This is a genomic window from Nocardia amamiensis NBRC 102102 (assembly GCF_001612745.1).
In the GTDB taxonomy this organism is placed as follows: domain Bacteria; phylum Actinomycetota; class Actinomycetes; order Mycobacteriales; family Mycobacteriaceae; genus Nocardia; species Nocardia amamiensis.
Genome location: NZ_BDBA01000106.1, coordinates 1 through 16,290, shown reverse-complemented (window position 1 = coordinate 16,290; position 16,290 = coordinate 1). Strand labels below are relative to the sequence as shown.

At 69.6% G+C, this 16,290-nt stretch carries 16 protein-coding genes and 1 pseudogene; 10 read left to right on the top strand and 7 right to left on the bottom strand.

Annotated features, from left to right (window positions below; translation table 11 throughout):
- Window positions 1-81: 81 nt before the first annotated feature.
- The 4 genes from NA4_RS20165 to NA4_RS20150 all read right to left on the bottom strand — a co-directional run bounded on the left by NA4_RS20165 (window position 82) and on the right by NA4_RS20150 (window position 3,022).
- Entirely contained in the window at window positions 82-666 is a 585-nt protein-coding gene (locus NA4_RS20165; RefSeq protein WP_157129160.1) for a copper chaperone PCu(A)C, read from the bottom strand.
- A gap of 348 nt (window positions 667-1,014) precedes the next feature.
- Complete coding sequence (locus tag NA4_RS20160) at window positions 1,015-1,542, bottom strand: hypothetical protein (RefSeq protein WP_067471975.1); 528 nt, start codon at window positions 1,540-1,542, stop codon at window positions 1,015-1,017.
- Between the two features lie 398 nt (window positions 1,543-1,940).
- On the bottom strand, window positions 1,941-2,645 hold the full coding sequence (locus tag NA4_RS20155; protein ID WP_245671500.1) for an endonuclease/exonuclease/phosphatase family protein: 705 nt from the start codon (window positions 2,643-2,645) through the stop codon (window positions 1,941-1,943).
- Between the two features lie 77 nt (window positions 2,646-2,722).
- On the bottom strand, window positions 2,723-3,022 hold the full coding sequence (locus tag NA4_RS20150) for an acyl-CoA-like ligand-binding transcription factor (RefSeq protein ID WP_245671501.1): 300 nt from the start codon (window positions 3,020-3,022) through the stop codon (window positions 2,723-2,725).
- A 22-nt stretch (window positions 3,023-3,044) separates the two neighbouring features.
- Here NA4_RS20150 and NA4_RS43295 point away from each other — a divergent pair, with 22 nt between their 5' ends.
- The 6 genes from NA4_RS43295 to NA4_RS20125 all read left to right on the top strand — a co-directional run bounded on the left by NA4_RS43295 (window position 3,045) and on the right by NA4_RS20125 (window position 7,748).
- Entirely contained in the window at window positions 3,045-3,173 is a 129-nt protein-coding gene (locus NA4_RS43295; protein WP_281180043.1) for a hypothetical protein, read from the top strand.
- A 164-nt stretch (window positions 3,174-3,337) separates the two neighbouring features.
- Window positions 3,338-4,042, top strand: a complete 705-nt coding sequence (locus tag NA4_RS20145; RefSeq protein ID WP_084497265.1) for a response regulator — start codon at window positions 3,338-3,340, stop codon at window positions 4,040-4,042.
- Between the two features lie 119 nt (window positions 4,043-4,161).
- Entirely contained in the window at window positions 4,162-5,172 is a 1,011-nt protein-coding gene (locus NA4_RS20140; protein ID WP_218022324.1) for a HAMP domain-containing sensor histidine kinase, read from the top strand.
- A 360-nt stretch (window positions 5,173-5,532) separates the two neighbouring features.
- Window positions 5,533-7,119, top strand: a complete 1,587-nt coding sequence (locus NA4_RS20135) for a DUF4153 domain-containing protein (RefSeq protein ID WP_084497264.1) — start codon at window positions 5,533-5,535, stop codon at window positions 7,117-7,119.
- A 34-nt stretch (window positions 7,120-7,153) separates the two neighbouring features.
- A complete protein-coding gene (locus tag NA4_RS20130; RefSeq protein WP_067471962.1) occupies window positions 7,154-7,432 on the top strand; it encodes a hypothetical protein in 279 nt (92 codons plus the stop codon).
- Complete coding sequence (locus NA4_RS20125; RefSeq protein WP_067471959.1) at window positions 7,425-7,748, top strand: hypothetical protein; 324 nt, start codon at window positions 7,425-7,427, stop codon at window positions 7,746-7,748. Before NA4_RS20130 ends, NA4_RS20125 begins: the two co-directional genes overlap by 8 nt.
- Before the next feature lie 174 nt (window positions 7,749-7,922).
- On the opposite strand, the gene NA4_RS20120 is transcribed toward NA4_RS20125, so the two are convergent.
- Window positions 7,923-8,729: a DUF72 domain-containing protein gene (locus NA4_RS20120; RefSeq protein ID WP_067471956.1), complete on the bottom strand. Its 807-nt coding sequence runs from the start codon at window positions 8,727-8,729 to the stop codon at window positions 7,923-7,925.
- Window positions 8,730-8,836: 107 nt separating this feature from the next.
- Here NA4_RS20120 and NA4_RS43685 point away from each other — a divergent pair.
- Both NA4_RS43685 and NA4_RS43290 read left to right on the top strand, forming a co-directional pair.
- Window positions 8,837-9,445 (top strand): annotated as a pseudogene (locus tag NA4_RS43685) (NAD(P)/FAD-dependent oxidoreductase); the annotation flags it as partial.
- A gap of 59 nt (window positions 9,446-9,504) precedes the next feature.
- A complete protein-coding gene (locus tag NA4_RS43290) occupies window positions 9,505-10,023 on the top strand; it encodes an FAD-dependent oxidoreductase (RefSeq protein WP_281180041.1) in 519 nt (172 codons plus the stop codon).
- A 64-nt stretch (window positions 10,024-10,087) separates the two neighbouring features.
- On the opposite strand, the gene NA4_RS20110 is transcribed toward NA4_RS43290, so the two are convergent.
- A complete protein-coding gene (locus NA4_RS20110) occupies window positions 10,088-10,483 on the bottom strand; it encodes a hypothetical protein (RefSeq protein WP_067471952.1) in 396 nt (131 codons plus the stop codon).
- Window positions 10,484-11,008: 525 nt separating this feature from the next.
- Between NA4_RS20110 and NA4_RS20100 the strand changes: the two genes are divergently transcribed.
- Window positions 11,009-12,265, top strand: coding sequence for a cytochrome P450 (locus NA4_RS20100; RefSeq protein ID WP_067471981.1), 1,257 nt, complete (start codon window positions 11,009-11,011; stop codon window positions 12,263-12,265).
- 12 nt (window positions 12,266-12,277) lie between these two features.
- Here the strand turns inward: NA4_RS20100 and NA4_RS20095 are convergent, their stop codons facing one another.
- Window positions 12,278-13,483, bottom strand: a complete 1,206-nt coding sequence (locus NA4_RS20095; RefSeq protein ID WP_067471946.1) for a styrene monooxygenase/indole monooxygenase family protein — start codon at window positions 13,481-13,483, stop codon at window positions 12,278-12,280.
- Window positions 13,484-13,678: 195 nt separating this feature from the next.
- Here NA4_RS20095 and NA4_RS20090 point away from each other — a divergent pair, with 195 nt between their 5' ends.
- Window positions 13,679-16,222: an AAA family ATPase gene (locus NA4_RS20090; protein ID WP_067471942.1), complete on the top strand. Its 2,544-nt coding sequence runs from the start codon at window positions 13,679-13,681 to the stop codon at window positions 16,220-16,222.
- Window positions 16,223-16,290 lie beyond the last annotated feature (68 nt).

The window sequence follows — 16,290 nt, the reverse complement described above, 5'->3', positions numbered from 1 at the left end:
ATCCCGGCGGCGCCTGCCGCGGCGGCGCCGCCGCCCAGCAGACGCCGCCGGTTGATCCGTGCGGGTCGCGAACCGTTCCGATCAGCCACCGTGCGCGGGGGTCTGCGCGCCGGTATGCGACGCGCCGCTACCCTGATCCGGCACGTAATTCTCCTGGTTGCCGGAGAAGTCGCGCACCTGGGCGGTGAAGGTCGTGGTGGAGCCGTCGTCGAAGGTCAGCGTGAGCGACGTCGCCGAGCCGGTGCGCAGCGGTCCGTGCAGATCCATGAACATGATGTGGTCACCGCCGGGTCGCAGCCGTTTCTGGCCGTGCGCCGGAATCACGAAGCCGCCCGATTTGGGTCGCATCGTCTTCGTTCCGTTCGCGTCGGTGACCACTTCGTGCAACTCGATCCGGCCGGAGGCGGGGCTGGTCGCCGACACCACGGTACGTGGCGTGTCGCCGGTGTTGGTCAGGTCGCCGAACGCGGCCGACATCCCGCTGTCGGCCGCCTTGACCCATTGATCGGAAATGGTCACGGTGTCGGTGGAGGACGCGGCGTCCGTCTTGTCGTTCGACGAGCAGGCGACCAGGAGGACGGGCAGAGCCGCCGCGGCGGCCACTCCGCGCAGCAGGCGAGCGGTGCGCGACACGACGTGTGGTGGGTCGAAGGTGCTGGTAGGCATGGAAACTCCGAAGATGTGAGAGGTGGTGGTAGTTCCGCCGGGTTCACCGGAGCGGTCAGTGCGCTGTCCGCACAGTGGTATCGCGGGCCGCTCTATCGCCGAGTCGTTTACGTGCGTCTGATTCCGTTGGGCCGCAAGGGCTTTCGGTCATCCGCCGAACATGAACCCGACTCATCGCCGGTCCTGTGACGCGCACGCTCCGCAGGCCGCGATATCCGAAATGACGATCGAACCGCATGTCCGGGGTGCGGCAGCGTACGGGCTGGTTCTGGATACGAACGCAGTGCTCCGCCCGCCCACGAAAAGCATTGGGCGGCAAGGCCTGATGTGCACCGGCAGGGTAGGAAGTCAGCGGGGGAGTGGCGGGCCACGCAGGCCGGAGCCCGAACCGAGCAGCAGGCGCCGCGGACGGGCGAGAACGCAGTCGATCACGGGCGAGGAGAATCCGGCGGGCGTGGTGGGACCGACTGTCAGAAGGCGCACTGTGTGCTGGAGGTCGGATGCGGCTCGCAATGCCGCCCGCTCGGCGGCGTGGATGAGCAGCGCGCCGAGCGGGATGGCCGCCAGATGCGCACCGAGCATGACCGAGGACATACTCGCGTCGTGCTGATGCCCGGCGGGCAGAGTCAGCGCGAGATGCGCGACGGTCTGGCCGATCGCGAGCATCGCCGTGATCTCGCTGAGCCCGCGGCGGTGCGGCCGTGCTCCGACCAGGACGCCCACCGCCGCGCACGCAACGATCAACGCCGCGATCGGTGCAGCCCCCGGGGACATCGCTCCACCGCCGAGGGCATGCGCGGCAATGCTCACCGCCCCGGCCGCCGATCCGACGAACGCGCCGCGCAGCCGCGTCGCCACTTTCGCCGGATTTCGCACCGATTCATACTACTTCCTGTCGTAGCGGATGCCCGCATCGGATCGCGTCCACGACGGCGGCTGTGCGGCGCACCCCACGGTGAGTTGCGACCGATCGGGATCGCCGCCGCTGACACGAATCGAGGTGGAGTGCCGGACATCTCGGATTGACGGCCCGCTGGGCCGCGCACTCGGTTGCACCGGTCGATCCATCGTGATCGGCGGGTCGGCACATGTCGGGCTGACGAGCCCGAGTCGCTCACCCGCCTGTGACTCGCGCCGAAACCGCGAAGTGCAAGGGGTGCAACGTATTTTGCTCATCGATCCCGCTATTGCGCGTGAAGGGAACGCTCATATCGCGGCCTGCCCACCTACCGCCTCCGGTGGGGCAGGCCGGTGATGTGCCGGAGCCGAAGGACTCAGATCGTGACGGCCGCGCGGACGAGATTGTGATCGGACACCCCGCCCACGTCGTCGACCGACGCCGGCGTGACGGTCGCGCCGTGCACGACCACGTGATCGATGTACTGGGACTTCGACCCCGACGCGCGCGGGCGAGTCGGGAGCGCGCCTGCAACGCACTCGGCGACCACGAAGCCGTTGCCCAACCCGTCGGCGACCGTGTCGCGATCGGTATTGAAGTCGCCGAGTAGCACGGCGGCATGACCCGGTGCGGCGGTCGCGAGTTCGGACAGCCGGGTCAGCTGCTGCGCGCGCCGCCGGTCTCCGGTCACATGTGTGGCGATCACCACCAGTCCGCCCACGTCGACGACGAGCGCGCCCTTGCCCTGATCCTGCGCGAACGACTCGGCGGCGAGTTCCCTGCTCGGCTCGGCGGTGAGCACTACCAGGTACTCACCACCGTCGAGCAGTGAGCTGGGCATGCGGCGCGGCGTCGGCAGACGCTGGTACCGCATCGCGTGAAAGGTCCTGTCCGGTAAGGCCATTCTGAGGCCGGCCAGCTGGTCTCCGCTGACTTCTTGCAGTGCGATGATCCGCTCGGTGCGTTCGGCGACGCGCGCGGTGATCGCGGCGATCCGCGCGCCCTCGTCCGGCCACCGCGTCGCAACATCCTCGTACCAGTTCTCGGCATGGACGCGATGCAGAACGTTCCAACTGGCCACCGTGATCACCTTGGCGATGGTAGGTGACGGGTGAAACCGGTTGCGGCGTGGGCGGTAGTGACCAGCGCGGGTGCGGATCAGCGTGCGCCATCGAGGTCGATGCCCTGCTGCAGTGACGCCACCGCGCGATCGAGAACGCGGTGCAGAGCCGCGATCGAATGGTCCTCGCCCAGCATCCAGTGATCCAGGCCGACGCCGAATGCGGCGAAACAGGCGGCGGTGAGCTGCGGGCTCAGGTCGTCGGCGGACAGTCCGGCGCGCGCGGCGAAAGTTCGCGCCATCGCGCGCTGGCGGCCGAGTGCCCCGATGAAGTTCTCCCTGCGCGGCTCCGGATTGCCGACCAGCAGGTGCCTGGCCAGTATGTCTCGTTGAGACATCAAGACCGAGAGGCGGGCACTCATGTCGATGCGACGCGCAGGAATCACCATGGCCGCGGCGGCAGTGCTCGCCCTGGCGCCCTCGGCGGGATTTGCCGCAGCCGACCCGGCCGCGCGGAGTGAGGCGCCCGGCGCACTGGACGGCGGCTGACGTTGCCGCGTTCGCGGAGTTCCCGAAACGGTTCGACACCGATATCGAACGCCTCGACAAGTTGCCCTGGTCCGGCCGTGAGCGCGTCCGCCGCCGGACGGTGCACACGAAATCTCCACAATTGCCGACGGATTCCTCCACGGCTGGTGGCTAGGGTTCGGTGCATGGAACAGAGCACGGTGACCGCTCCGCAGCAGGCCACGCGGCGGATCCTGGTGGTGGATGACGAAATCACCATCGCGCAGTCGGTCGCGGCGCGACTGCGGGCGGAGGGATTCGCGGTCGATCTGGCGCACGACGGCCCTTCCGCCATCGCGGCCGTCGCGGCCGCCGAACCCGACCTGGTGGTGCTCGACGTCATGCTGCCCGGGTTCGACGGGCTGGAAGTGTGCCGGCGCATTCAGGCGCGCCGCCCGATTCCCGTGCTCATGCTCACCGCGCGTGCCGACGAAACAGACCAGCTGGTCGGTCTGGGTGTCGGTGCGGACGACTACCTCACCAAACCCTTCTCGCTCCGGGTGCTCGCCGCGCGAGTGCACGCACTGCTGCGTCGGATGGAGCGTGCCGCCGACCGCGACGGCGCGACAATTCTGGTCGGGGACCTGCGCATCGACGTCGACCAGCGCCGGGTATGGCGCGGCGACGTCGAGGCGCGGCTGACGCCGCTCGAATTCGATCTGCTCGCCCGCCTGGCCCGTCGCCCGCGCACGGTGCTCGCGCGCGAGCGTCTGCTCGAAGACGTCTGGGACTGGGCCGACGCGGCGGGAACCCGCGCAGTCGACAGTCACATCAAGGCTTTGCGACGCAAACTCGGCGCCGACCTCATCCGCACCGTCCGCGGTGTCGGGTACGCGCTGGAGGCTCGATGAGCGCCGAGTCCAGGCAGGATCCGATGCCTGCCCACGGTGGGCGGTTCGCCGCACCGAACGATGTCCGGAGGGAACAGACCGGCCGGGGGATGCCCGCCACGCGACGGTGGGTGCGCCGCATGAGCGACCGCCTGGCCGAGTTGTTGCCGCGGCCGCTGGACCCGGTCAGATCGATCAAGCTGAAACTGGCGATCCTCATGTTGTGTTCCGGCGGGGTCGCGTACGGGTTCTTCCGGTTCAAGATCGGCTGGGTGCCGCCGCGCACCACGCTCACCGCGCTGGTGGTCGCGCTGGCGACCTCGCAGGTCCTCGCGCATGGCATCACCAGGCCGCTCCGGGAGATGACCGCGGCGGCCAAACGGATGGCGCAGGGTGACTACACCCACCGGGTGCGGGCGAGCTCCCGCGACGAAGTCGGGCAATTGGCCGAGGCGTTCAACCAGATGGCCGCCGACCTGGCCGCGGCCGACCAGCAACGCCGCGACCTCATCGCGAACGTCTCGCACGAATTGCGCACGCCCGTCACGGCTTTGCGCGCGGTACTGGAGAACCTGGTCGATGGCGTCTCACAACCCGACCCGGCGACCCTGCGCACCGCTCTGGCCCAGACCGAGCGGCTGACTCTGCTGGTATCCGAACTCCTCGATCTCTCCAGCATCGAAGCCGGCGCCTTCCCGCTCGATCGCGAAGAACTGCCGCTCGCACCGCTGCTGGCGGACGTCGTCGCCGAGGCCGAAGTCATGACGGCCGCGCTCGGTCGCGGCGTGCGCTTCCGCACCGACGTCCTGCCCGGCACCGCCTGCGTGTACGCCGACCGTGCGCGATTGCATCAGGTGCTGCTGAACCTGCTCGACAACGCCGCGCGGCACGGACCCGCTGGTGGTGAGGTCCGCATCGCCGTGCGTGTCGCGCCGGGCGAGGTCGTCATCGATGTCGACGACGACGGACCGGGCATTCCGCCCGCCGAACGCGCCAGGGTCTTCGACCGGTTCACCAGGGGAGGCCGCACTTCGGGCGGCGGCACCGGACTCGGCCTCGCCATCTCGCGCTGGGTGGTCGACCTGCACGGCGGCACCATCGCCGTCGCCGACCCCGGCTCGCGCATCCGAGTGGTGCTGCCCGAGCACTGACCTGCCACGTCATCCAACCCGGACCTCACCTGGATCCGGGACGATTCCGCACGCCTACAGAAGGGAACTTCCATGCCCGAAGCAACCGAATCCACGTCGTCGGCCGAACCCACGCCGCCATCGTCACCGGCCGGAAGATCCGGTGATATAGGGGGTGATTCCGCAGATTCCACCGTGGAACTCGACCGAGACGCGTCAGCTCGGCGTGCGTCAGCGCCGAACACTCCAGAAGCAAAGGAAGAGCAGGCGTCGTCTGCACCGGGGCCGCAGCCGTTGGCGGAGCAGACGGCGCAACCGTTGGCGAAGCATGGAGAGCGGGCGTCGACATCGCGGGTCGGACAGGGCGAACATCGGCGGGCGATGCAGGGGCAGCAGCCGTCGGCGGAGCAGGTCTCCGAAAGTGCGGGAAATGAGCGGGACAGCAGTCCGGCGCCGCCGCGCCCGTCGGCGGCCGCGCCGCTGCCCCCGAACCGTGTGCCCAAGTGGCGGCGTGTCGTGTGCCCGCCGGGTGTTGCGCCCGCCGCATTGATCTCCGGATTGGCCGCTGCGGTCCTGATCCGGTGGGACCAGCCCGGCATCGGCTGGGTGATCGCCGCCGCCACCGCCGCGGTGGCGGTCTTTCTCGTCGACCGCAATGCGCGCCGGGGCGCGCGGGGTGCGATGTCGTCGGAAAACGGAAAATCCCGCCCGGCATCGACGGACGGCCAGGCGACAGCAACAACGGGTGTCCTTCGCCGCAGGCAGCACCTGGGGCGGCTCTGGTGGGCAGGCCTCACGCTTGCCCTGCTGGCGGTCGGGGCATTCCGCGCCGCGGGCTGGCTGTTCGCGTTGTGCGTGGTGGCGGCGGGTTTCGCCGGTTCGCTGGCTGTCGTCGGACGCCGATCGGCGAACGGCATCCTCTACGACACGCTCGCGGTACCGCTCGCAGCATTGGAGGCGGTGCCCTGGGTGTCTGCGGGCACGGCACGGGTCGGCGGCGCCGACACGACCCGCAGGTGGCGGCTCGCATTGTCGGCGGCGGTGACCGTCACGCTGCTCGCGGTGTTCGTGCCGCTGCTCGGCAGTGCGGACGCGATCTTCGCCGACCTGATCCACAGCGTGACGCCGGATCTCGATACTCCCGCGGTGGCGCGGTGGATCGTGTTGTTCGCACTGGCCGCCCTCGGCACGCTGGGAGCGATGTTCGCGCTCGCCGGTCCACCGCTGCCCGCCACCGTGACCGCCCGGCGACGAGGTCTGCGCCGGACCGAGTGGGCACTGCCCATCGGCGCGCTCGCGATTCTCTTCGCGGCGTTCGTCGGCACCCAGTTCCTCGTGCTCTTCGGCGGCGACGGATACGTCCAGCGCACCGCGGGCCTGACCTACGCCGAGTACGCGCGCACCGGATTCTGGCAACTCTCGGCGGTCACTGTCCTCACCCTCGCGGTGCTCATGATCGTGCTGCGCTGGGCGGCGCAGGACACCGCCGCCGACCGCATGTGGTTGCGTGGCCTGCTCACGGCGGTGAGCGTGCTCGCGCTGATCATCGTCGCCTCGGCACTCGGCCGCATGTGGACCTATCAGCAGGCCTACGGCTTCACGGTGCTGCGGCTGCTGGTCGAGGTCTGTGAGGTGTGGCTCGGCCTGGTCTATGTCCTGGTCGTGGTCGCCGTCGTGCGGTTGCGGCGAGACTGGCTGCCCCGCGCCGTGCTGGGCACGGCCATGGCGACGCTGCTCGCGCTCGCCGTCCTCGACCCGGAACGGTTGATCGCCGAGCAGAACATCGACCGCTGGCAGCAGGGCAAGTCGTTGGACACGGACTATCTGGGCACACTCTCGCCCGACATCCTGCCCGCGACCGATCGGCTTTCCGAGCCGCTGCGGAGCGAACTGCGCACCCGGCTGCGCGCCGATCTCGGCGCGGACACCTGGCAGAGCTGGAACCTGTCCCGCGCGCGAGCACGGTGAGCCCGGATGCAATACACTTGTATTATCGCTGATCGTGGGTTATAACTGGCCCGAGTGGGCACTGTTGTCGCTGGTGGGGATCGACCCTCGCGAAGTGCTGCAGGTGCTCATGGGTGCCCGCCGATGGCCTCGGCAGGCGCGTGGCCGGAACGAGCTCTCGGTGCTGACGGTCTGGGGCCGCACCGAGACGGGCCGGCCACTGATCGTCGCTGTCCGCCGCACCGAAGGCTGGCAGTGGGACATTCTGGGCGCGGTCGAGATGACCGAGTCCCAGGTGGCCGAACTCGAGCGCTGGGAGCACGCTGATGACTGACTACCCGACGAATCCGAAGGACGTCCCGGACTTCCTATCCGGCCTCGAATACACCGACGCGCCGGTGGATCCGGCCGAGCTGCCGCCGCCGCTGCGCGCCGAGGACACGGTCACCGTCACCACCTCGCTGCGCATCCCGTTCGACCTGCACCAGCGGGTGAAGATGGCCGCCGAGCAGCGCAACGTGACGATGTCCGCGTTGATTCGCGACTGGATCGAGCTGGAACTGGCCGCCCTGGAAAACGACCAGCCCATCTCGCGCGCCGACGCACTGCGCGCGCTCGCCGCCCTGCACCCACTGCGCCAGTCGGCGTAGTCACCGGCTCGGCGAGTCCCGGCCAGGCGACGGTCGGCGTCGCCGCGCGGTCTCCTCGGTGCGCCCCATCCAGTTCGCCACTGGAAGATCACTCCGTTTGCTCTGGCCGACCTCACCCATGTCGGTGGACAGCACCGCCGACGAACCAGGCAGATCACGCCGCGATCCCGACCCTCACGTCAGACGCGCCCGCAACGCGATGGCGTCGCGAGGCGCCATCACTTTCGCGTCGTTGTCGAAATAGGTGTACACATCACCGGATCGAGCCCAGGAGCGGATCTTCTCCGCCCACATGTCCAGGCCTTCGTCGGTGTAGCCGCTGACGTAGAGCTCGTCGTGCCCATGCAATCGGACATAGACGAAATCCGCGGTGACCTCCTCGATCAGCGGATACTTGCCCGCCGCGTCGGCGACGACGAGCGCCACCCCATGGCGGGTGAGCAGGTCGGTGAACGCCGGGGTCAGGAAGCTGGAGTGCCGGATCTCCAGGGCGTGCCGCATCGGCCGGTCGGCATCGGTGCTGGTGTGTGCGGGATCGACGCGGTGATCGTGCCGGCGCGCGATCTCGGCGGCCTGCTCGGTACTGCGGGGCAGACGGGAGAGGAAGGCGTCGAGCACGTCGACGTCGAAGGGGAAAGTGGGTGGCAGCTGCCACAGCATCGGACCCAGCTTGGGCCCGAGCGCCAAGGGGCCGGACGCGAGGAAGTTCGCCAGCGGCTCGTCGCCGTCCCGCAGCCTCTTCATGTGGGTGATGAAGCGACTGCCCTTCACCGCGAACACGAAGTCGTCCGGGGTCTGCTCCGCCCAGTTGCGATAGCTGGACGGGCGTTGCAGTGCATAGAACGAGCCGTTGATCTCGACGCTGTCGAGTCGCTCCGAGAGATAGGCCAGCTCGCGCTTGTGCTGCACGCCCGCCGGATAGAACGTCCCCCGCCAGGGCGGATATACCCATCCTGACGTGCCGATCCGGATCTGGCCCACCCCTCTATGGTGGCAAACCGTCCGCTCCGACCGAGGCGCGGATGGTCGGCGGCCGCATGGCCCGGCGCGGCTTCTAGGGTGGAGACCGATCGACGTGCGGAGGCGGTATGGGTGCAGAGGTAGTGGTGGTCGGCGCCGGAGTCGTGGGGGCTGCGGTGGCCTACCATCTCGCGGCGGCGGGACAGGAAGATGTGACGGTACTCGATACCCGGTCCCGTGACACCCTGCCGGGATCGACCGGCTTGGCACCCGGCTTCGTCGGACAGCTCAGCGCCACACCGGAACTCGCCGTGCTGGCGATAGATGGCGTCGCCACCTACCGCGCCCTGGCGCCCGCGGCGTTTCGCCAAGTCGGTTGCCTGGAGATCGCCACAACGCGGGCTCGGCTGGAGCAGGCGCACGCGGACGTCGAACACGGACGCGGTCTCGGCATCGAAGCACGAGTCCTCGACGCCGATGCGGCGGTCGCGCTCGCTCCGGCGCTGGTGAACGCCGAACGAGCGCTCGGCGCGTTGTACATTCCCTCCGACGGCGCCGCCGAACCGATCGCGCTGACCGACGCCCTGGTCGCGGCGGCCGCGGCGAACGGGGTGACCTTTCGGTGGGGTACCCGGGTGCGCGCCATCGAGACCGCGCACGGCCGGGTCGTGGGTGTCCGCACCGACGACGAGGTACTGACGGCGAAGGCCGTGGTGCTCGCGGCCGGTATCTGGGTCCGGCGCTGGCCGCGAGCGTCGGCGTGCGGTTGCCCATGGTCGCGGTCCAGCATCCGTATGTGCACACCATCGAACTGCCCGATCTCGACGACACTCCGATCGATGAGCCGATCGTGCGATACCCGGATCATGCCGTCTACACCCGCAGGCACGGACGCCGTTACGGGCTCGGCACCTACTCCCATGAGCCGATCCCGTTGGCCGCCGCGGCGGCGACGGCCGAAAGACCGTACCGGGAATCCGATTTCGGTGCGGCGCTCGCCGCGGCGACCGCCCTGGTGCCCGCCTTCCGGTCGGCCGGCATCGGATCTCGGCTCAACGGCGCCTTCGCGCTCACACCCGACGAATTGCCGCTCGTCGGCGCGGTCCCGGACCTCCCGGGCCTGTGGGTGGCCGAGGCATCCTGGGTGACCCACGCGGGCGGGGTCGGCCGTCATCTGACGAATCTGCTGCTGGGCACCGGCGATCCGGTCGTGGACCCGGCTCGTATGGCGCCGGATCGCTTCGCGCAGTGGAGCGATGAGCGGGTGCGCATCACCGCGCTGGCTCACTATCGCGGAATCTACGACGCGCACTGACCGCGACGCGGGTCGGCGATGGGGCCGAACCCGTCCCGCCGTTTCCATTGCCGGGCCGGGATGGTCAGCCCATCACGAACGAGGCGGCGAACCACGCCAGCAGGACCAGCACCGCGCCGACCAGTGCCCCGGGGAACAGTGCACGCCCGTGTCTGGCCGCCGTGGCGGACAGTGCCGCGCCGACGGCGAATCCGAAAACCCCACCGCCCACCATGATCCATACACCCGCGCTCGTGTCGACCCGGCACTCGGGCTTGGCCGCGCAGATGCCACCCGCCATCAGGAACCACGGCGCGAGGACCACCGACATCGTGGCCAGCGCCGCAGGCAGCAACCACAGCAGCGCGCTGACCACCAGATCCCCCTTGCGCGGCGGCTCGACCGCGCGGACTTCGGGTTCGCGCGTCGGATAGCCGGAGGGGGTGGTGCCGTGGGAGACCTGGTTCAGGTAACCGTGCATCGTTTCTCGCTATCGCTTGTCGGTGGAGTCGACCGGGCCGATGGAAGTTATACACCAGGCCTTACACGCGGAAGTGGTTGTGCTCCCTTCGATACGGGCTGTTCCGCCGCGCTTCACCCGCGGCATCGGACTCGTACCGGACCGGTGCGCCAGCCGACCTCGGCGCAGCGAATCGACAGCATCGTGCACGAATTGCGCTGTGTGCGAGGATCACTCCGCTCGGCCGATGCACTGGCCGTAGCGCAGGTGACGGTGTGGACCAGCCATCCCACTGGGTCCACGCGTTTGCCGCGGCAGCTCGCGAATCCCGGCGTGACGCACCCTGAGTGAGGTGCATAACCGCAGGTCATCCGCCGCTACCGATGCCGATGGCATACCTACCTGACCATCCTGTGTGTCGATCAGCACCGCGGTCGGGAGCTCATGTGGCGCTGGTGCACCGCAGAACCGGACGGCAGCGGCGTCGGACGGTCCGTGCCGAGTTCGCCCGACCGCCGAATTCGCTTCTACCGTGGGAGTCGCGCGTTGACCACGCCCCGAGATCTTGTCCCGGCCAGCAACGCTACTGGCGCACATCATGGTTCGCCGATCGATACCGACGTCGAACGGATACCGCTGCACTCCAAGGAGTTCGCGGCCGATCCGCATCGGGCGTACCGGGACATGCGGGCGCGCTACGGTTCGCTGGCACCGGTAGAGCTGGCGCGCGGCGTGCCCGCGACACTGGTGCTCAGTTATCGCACCGCTGTGCGAATCCTGCACGATCCACAGCATTTCCCGGCCGATCCGCGCGCCTGGCAGGCGAGCGTACCCGCCGACTGCCCGGTGCTGCCGGTGCTGGAATGGCGGCCCAACGCGATGCGCAGCGTGGGTGCCGAGCATGCCCGCTACCGAGAGGCCAATACCGCGGCCATCAATGCCGTGGACCTGCACGCGCTGCACGCCACCGTGGAGCGGATCGCCGTGCCGCTGATCAACACCTTCTGCACGACGGGCAGCGCCGATCTGGTCTCCCAGTACGCGTTACCGCTCGCCTTCGAGGTGATCAATGCGATGCTGGGGTGCCCTCCGTCGATCGGGAAAGAGGTCGCCGCCGCGACCGCCGCGGTGTTCGACGGCGTCGACGCCGAAGCGGGCAATCGCATGCTCAGCGCCGCGCTGCTGCGGCTGCTCGAACTCAAGCGCACCGAACCGGGCGACGACATCACCACCCGCCTGCTGCAGCACCCGGCCTGCCTCGACGACGCGGAGCTGATCCACCAGCTCGTCGTGCTCTACGGTGCGGGCATCGAGCCGCTACAGAACCTGATCGTCAACAGCCTCGTGCTGATCCTGACCGACGACCGTTTCGGCGGCCACGTCCTCGGCGGGAGCCTGTCCACCCGCGACGCCTTGGACGAGGTGTTGTTCACCGACCCGCCGATGGCCAACTTCTCCGTCACCTACCCGCGTCAGCCGATCCTGATCGACGATGTGTGGCTGCCCGCCCATCAACCGGTCGTCGTCAGCTTCGCGGCGTGCAACAACGATCCGGCGATCAGCGCCGAGAATCACAGCGGCAACCGGTCGCATCTGGCGTGGGGCGCCGGACCGCACGCCTGTCCCGCCCGCAGCCCCGCCTACGTGATCGGACAGAACGCGATCGACCAGCTGCTGGACGCGCTGCCGGAGCTGCGGCCTGCCGTCGCGGTGCACGAATTGACCTGGCGGCCAGGGCCTTTCCATCGAGCCCTGACCGCGCTTCCGGTCACATTCCCCGAGACCCCACCCTGGCAACCGTGACGCCGCGACGGCTCAGGATGGGGCAGCAGCCGCGAACCGCGCGATATTCGACGGCCGCGCGAAGGTGGCGGCGAACGCGTCGGCCAGCGTCGAATCGTGCTGCGCGGCCAGCATCAGCTCCTGCATCGCCGGAGGTGGGTCGAGCACGGTCGCGGTCCATCGTGCCGCGGGATGTGCGACGGCAGTGAGCCACGGCGCCGCCGCCCACTCCATCCAGTCCCTGTCGTAGCGTCCGTCGGACGTGTGCAGGATCGCCTCCGCATAGCGGATGGCGCAGTGCACGGCATTGTTGGCGCCCTGCGCGCCGCCCGGGTCCATCCGGCAGACGACGTCGCCGCCGCCGAGCACCGGCCTGCCCGAGGGCAAGGTGCCGACCGGCCTGCGCATGGCCGGTGCCACGGCCCCGACCAGCGTCGCTCCGGCGTCGGTGAGCTCGGCGTCGCGATACCGCTCGGCGAGCTCGGCGGGCAGGTGGTCGTCGATCAGCTGCTTGGCCTGGCGCAATCGTTGCGCCGGCGTGCCGTGCTGGTCGAAGACGTCGAGGGCGCCACCCGGCCGCGCCTCGAAAAGCGTGATCTCGCAGCGGCGTTCCTGGCCCGGTCGTCCGGTCAGCCCGGGATAGGAGATCACCTCACCGTGTTCGGGTAGCGCGGTGTAGGTGCCGAAGTGGTGCGGATCGGGCTGGACGCCGTCGAGGTACAGCACCGCGAGCCGCCGCTGGGGCGCGGCGGGTACGGTCCACGCCGGGTCGTCCTGGAAACAGGCGGCGAGTTCGCGTGACGCGCGGGTCACCACAGTGAGGTCGTAGTCGGCGGCGGCGCGGTCGACATCCGTCACCGAGGAATCAGCGATGCGCAGGTCCCCGCCCGCGGCCAGGAATTCGCTCAGCCAGCGTGCGAAGACGGTCCGCTGGTCCACGCTCTGCGCCGGCCGGGGCAAGCGTCCGGCCCAGGAGGCCACGGCCGTGCCCTCGACCGCCATGGTGAACCGGATGCCCTCGATATTCGGTGCGCTCGTCCGCCAGAAGCCCAGCCCCGCATCCGATTCGAGGTCGAGCGTCCGAGGGAACTTGACCTGCGTGCTGGTCACCGTCCCCGCGAGGATCGCTTCGGGGGCGCGGTCGGTGACGAGCGTGACCGAGCTACCGCCGCGCAGCAGACAATGGGCGAGGGGTAGCCCGCATTCGCCCGCTCCGAGTACCTGTACGTGTCCTACCATGGCGTCCCTTCGGTCGTGAGATCGATTGCGGCGATAGCGGAATCGTCGAGGAATAGGTGGGTGCGCCACATCGGTAGAGACCTCGCGGGCCGCCGGGACAGCACGACGGGCCGATCGGTGTGGGCTGATGCCCGCCCTGTCGCCTGCTCGTTTCCCGGAGCGCTCCGGCCCGCCGGCCGACTACGCTGCACTGCTGTGTCGGTAAGGAGTGCATCGGGTCCGGGTCTCCCACCCGCGACGACCAGCGATTTCGTCGGCCGCGAACGCGAGCTGGAGAAGATCGGGATGTCGCTGCTGGGCGCGACCCGCTTGGTCACCCTGATCGGCGCGGGCGGCATCGGCAAGACCAGGCTGGCGGCGGAGGCCGTGCACCGGGTCCACAAGGCGCGGCGGGTGCCGGTGCACTGGGTGCGGCTGGCCGTGCTGTCCCGCGGGGCGGACGCCGCCGCGGTGGAGGAGCAGGTCGCGCGGTCGCTGATCGACGCCGACTTCTCCGGACGGTCGGCGTGGGAGGCGGTGCTCGACACACTGCGGCGGCGCGATGCGGTCGGGCGCAGCCTGCAGACGATCCTGGTGATGGACAACTGCGAGCACGTCTTGCGCGGCGCGGGCCAGGTGATCGCCGACCTGCTCGACGCGGCGCCCGGGCTCACCGTGCTGGCCACCAGCCGCGAGGCGATCGGCTGGGTCGACGAGCAGCTCGTGCCCGTGCCCGCACTGTCCAAGCAGCAGGCGCTGACCTTGTTCCGCGCACGGGCGGAACTGACCGGACACGTCATCGCCGACGGCGATGTCGAGCCGGCCGCCGCGATCTGCAGGCACGTGCACAATCACCCGCTGTATATCCGATTGGCCGCCGCGCGCCTGCTGCATCAGCCGCTGGCGATGATTCTGCGTGATCTCAGCGGGGAGGCGAGCGATCGGCGGCTGCGCTGGTCGCACGGGCCCCGCGTCGGCGCCGAGCAACGCCATCAAGGCATTCGCGACGTCATCGGCTGGTCCTATGACCTGTGCGGGGACCAGGAGCGGCTGCTGTTGGAGCGGTTGTCGGTGTTCGCCGCCGGATACGACGATCACGAGGACACGGACCCGTCCGGGCTCGACGTCGGCGCCGAGTTGGAGGCCATCGAAGCCGTCTGCGCTGACCAGGAGCCCGGCGGCTTGGCCCGGGACGAGATCGAAGACCTGCTCGAGCGGCTGGCGGATCAATCCCTGGTGTCGGTCCACCTGACCGCGACCACGGTGCGTTACTCGCTGCTGGAGAGCGTTCGAGTGTTCGCTCAGCAGCGTCTGCGCGAACGCGGTGCCGAATTCACGCGGTTGACCGGTAGGCACCGCAGCTATTACCGCGACAAAGTCGTTACGGCGCAGGCAGAGTGGTTCGGCCCTGCGGAACAGGATCTGCTGGAGTGGGCACGGGCGGCCTGGGACAACCTGCTATGCGCCATCGAGGGCAGCCTGAGCACGCCGGGCGAGGCCGCGACCGGTCTGGAGATCGCGGTCGGGCTCATCGCTTTGCGCAGCCCGTTCTTCACCGGCTCGCTGCGCGAACCGCGGCGATGGGCCGAGCGCACGCTCGCCGCCAGCCGTAGCCTCGACCCACAGCCGGTCGGGTTGCAGATCTCGGCGCTGGCGCTGATCGGGTGGATCAGCATGTGCCAGGGAGTGCATGGCGACGCCGAGCGCATTCTCGACGAGTGCGTCGCCACCTGCGTGCCGGACCCCGCCGTGCGGTCCGGGTGGCGCGAGCACCCCGAACGTGATCTCGATCTGCCCGCCGCGGTCGAGTTCACCAGGGGCAGCGAACTGATGCTGGTGCGCCGCGACGTGCGCGCGATCGCGGTACTCGCCCGCGCCCGATCGCAATTCGCCGCGCGCGGCGACCGCGGTGGCGCCGCGATGAGCGAGTTGTTCGAGGCGTTGGCCGCCGCGTTCCTCGGCACGGCGACCCAGGCGCTGGAGATCGCCCGGCGGCACCTGGACAACGCGGAGCGGTCCGGAGCGCGGTGGGCCAAGTCCTGGGCCGAACTGGCCTGGGCGATCGCGCTGACCAAACACGGCGACCCGAATGATGCGCTGGCCGTGGGGCGTACGACGCTGACCAAGCAGCTGGCCATGCGCGATCAGTGGGGCGCCGTGTGGGCCGTCCACGTCTGCGCGTGGTCACTGGCACGCCTGATCACCGCCGCGGCCGGCGAGCGCTCGGACGTGGTGACGGAATGGGCGCGCGACATCGCCCGGCTCGCCGGAGGTGCCGCTACGTTGCGGCACAAACTCGGCGTGAACCTCGCCAATCTCGGACCGTTCGCGACCGAGACCGACGCCGCTACCGCGATTGCTCGAGAAGTCCTCGGCGCGAAGGCCTTCGCCGTGGCCGAGCGAGAAGGGGCGTTGCTGCGGCCAGAGCTCGGCGAGGTTGCGCAGCTGGCGCTGGGCAGTCTGGCACTGGACCGCCTGCCGGTCGACCACCCGGTCCGGCGCGAGCGGCCCTCACCCTGGCAGGAGCTGTCAACGGCCGAACAGGACGTCGCCGTGCTGGCCGCGGCGGGCTGGACCAACACCGCGATCGCCGCGCGGCGCGGCAGCTCCTTCAAGACCGTGGACGCCCAAATGGCCGCGGTCCTGCAGAAACTGATGATCGGCTCGCGGGAGGACATCCGCGCTCTGGTGCCCGCCGACCGCCGCGCCCAGGTGACCGAGGAAGCCGCGCGCAAGCCGCAGCGCGCCCGGCGTGTGTGAGAACGTGATCTCGTCAGGGCCGTAGGCTTCAGGGAGTTCATAGCCGGCGGGCCCGTGAAAAAGCTTAG

Coding starts and splice junctions, on each gene's coding strand:
- NA4_RS20165 (WP_157129160.1), bottom strand. CDS start 666: ATGCCTACCAGCACCTTCGACCCACCACACGTCGTGTCGCGCACCGCT.
- NA4_RS20150 (WP_245671501.1), bottom strand. CDS start 3,022: ATGTCTCAACGAGACATACTGGCCAGGCACCTGCTGGTCGGCAATCCG.
- NA4_RS43295 (WP_281180043.1), top strand. CDS start 3,045: ATGTCGATGCGACGCGCAGGAATCACCATGGCCGCGGCGGCAGTGCTC.
- NA4_RS20145 (WP_084497265.1), top strand. CDS start 3,338: ATGGAACAGAGCACGGTGACCGCTCCGCAGCAGGCCACGCGGCGGATC.
- NA4_RS20140 (WP_218022324.1), top strand. CDS start 4,162: ATGAGCGACCGCCTGGCCGAGTTGTTGCCGCGGCCGCTGGACCCGGTC.
- NA4_RS20135 (WP_084497264.1), top strand. CDS start 5,533: ATGCAGGGGCAGCAGCCGTCGGCGGAGCAGGTCTCCGAAAGTGCGGGA.
- NA4_RS20125 (WP_067471959.1), top strand. CDS start 7,425: ATGACTGACTACCCGACGAATCCGAAGGACGTCCCGGACTTCCTATCC.
- NA4_RS20110 (WP_067471952.1), bottom strand. CDS start 10,483: ATGCACGGTTACCTGAACCAGGTCTCCCACGGCACCACCCCCTCCGGC.
- NA4_RS20095 (WP_067471946.1), bottom strand. CDS start 13,483: ATGGTAGGACACGTACAGGTACTCGGAGCGGGCGAATGCGGGCTACCC.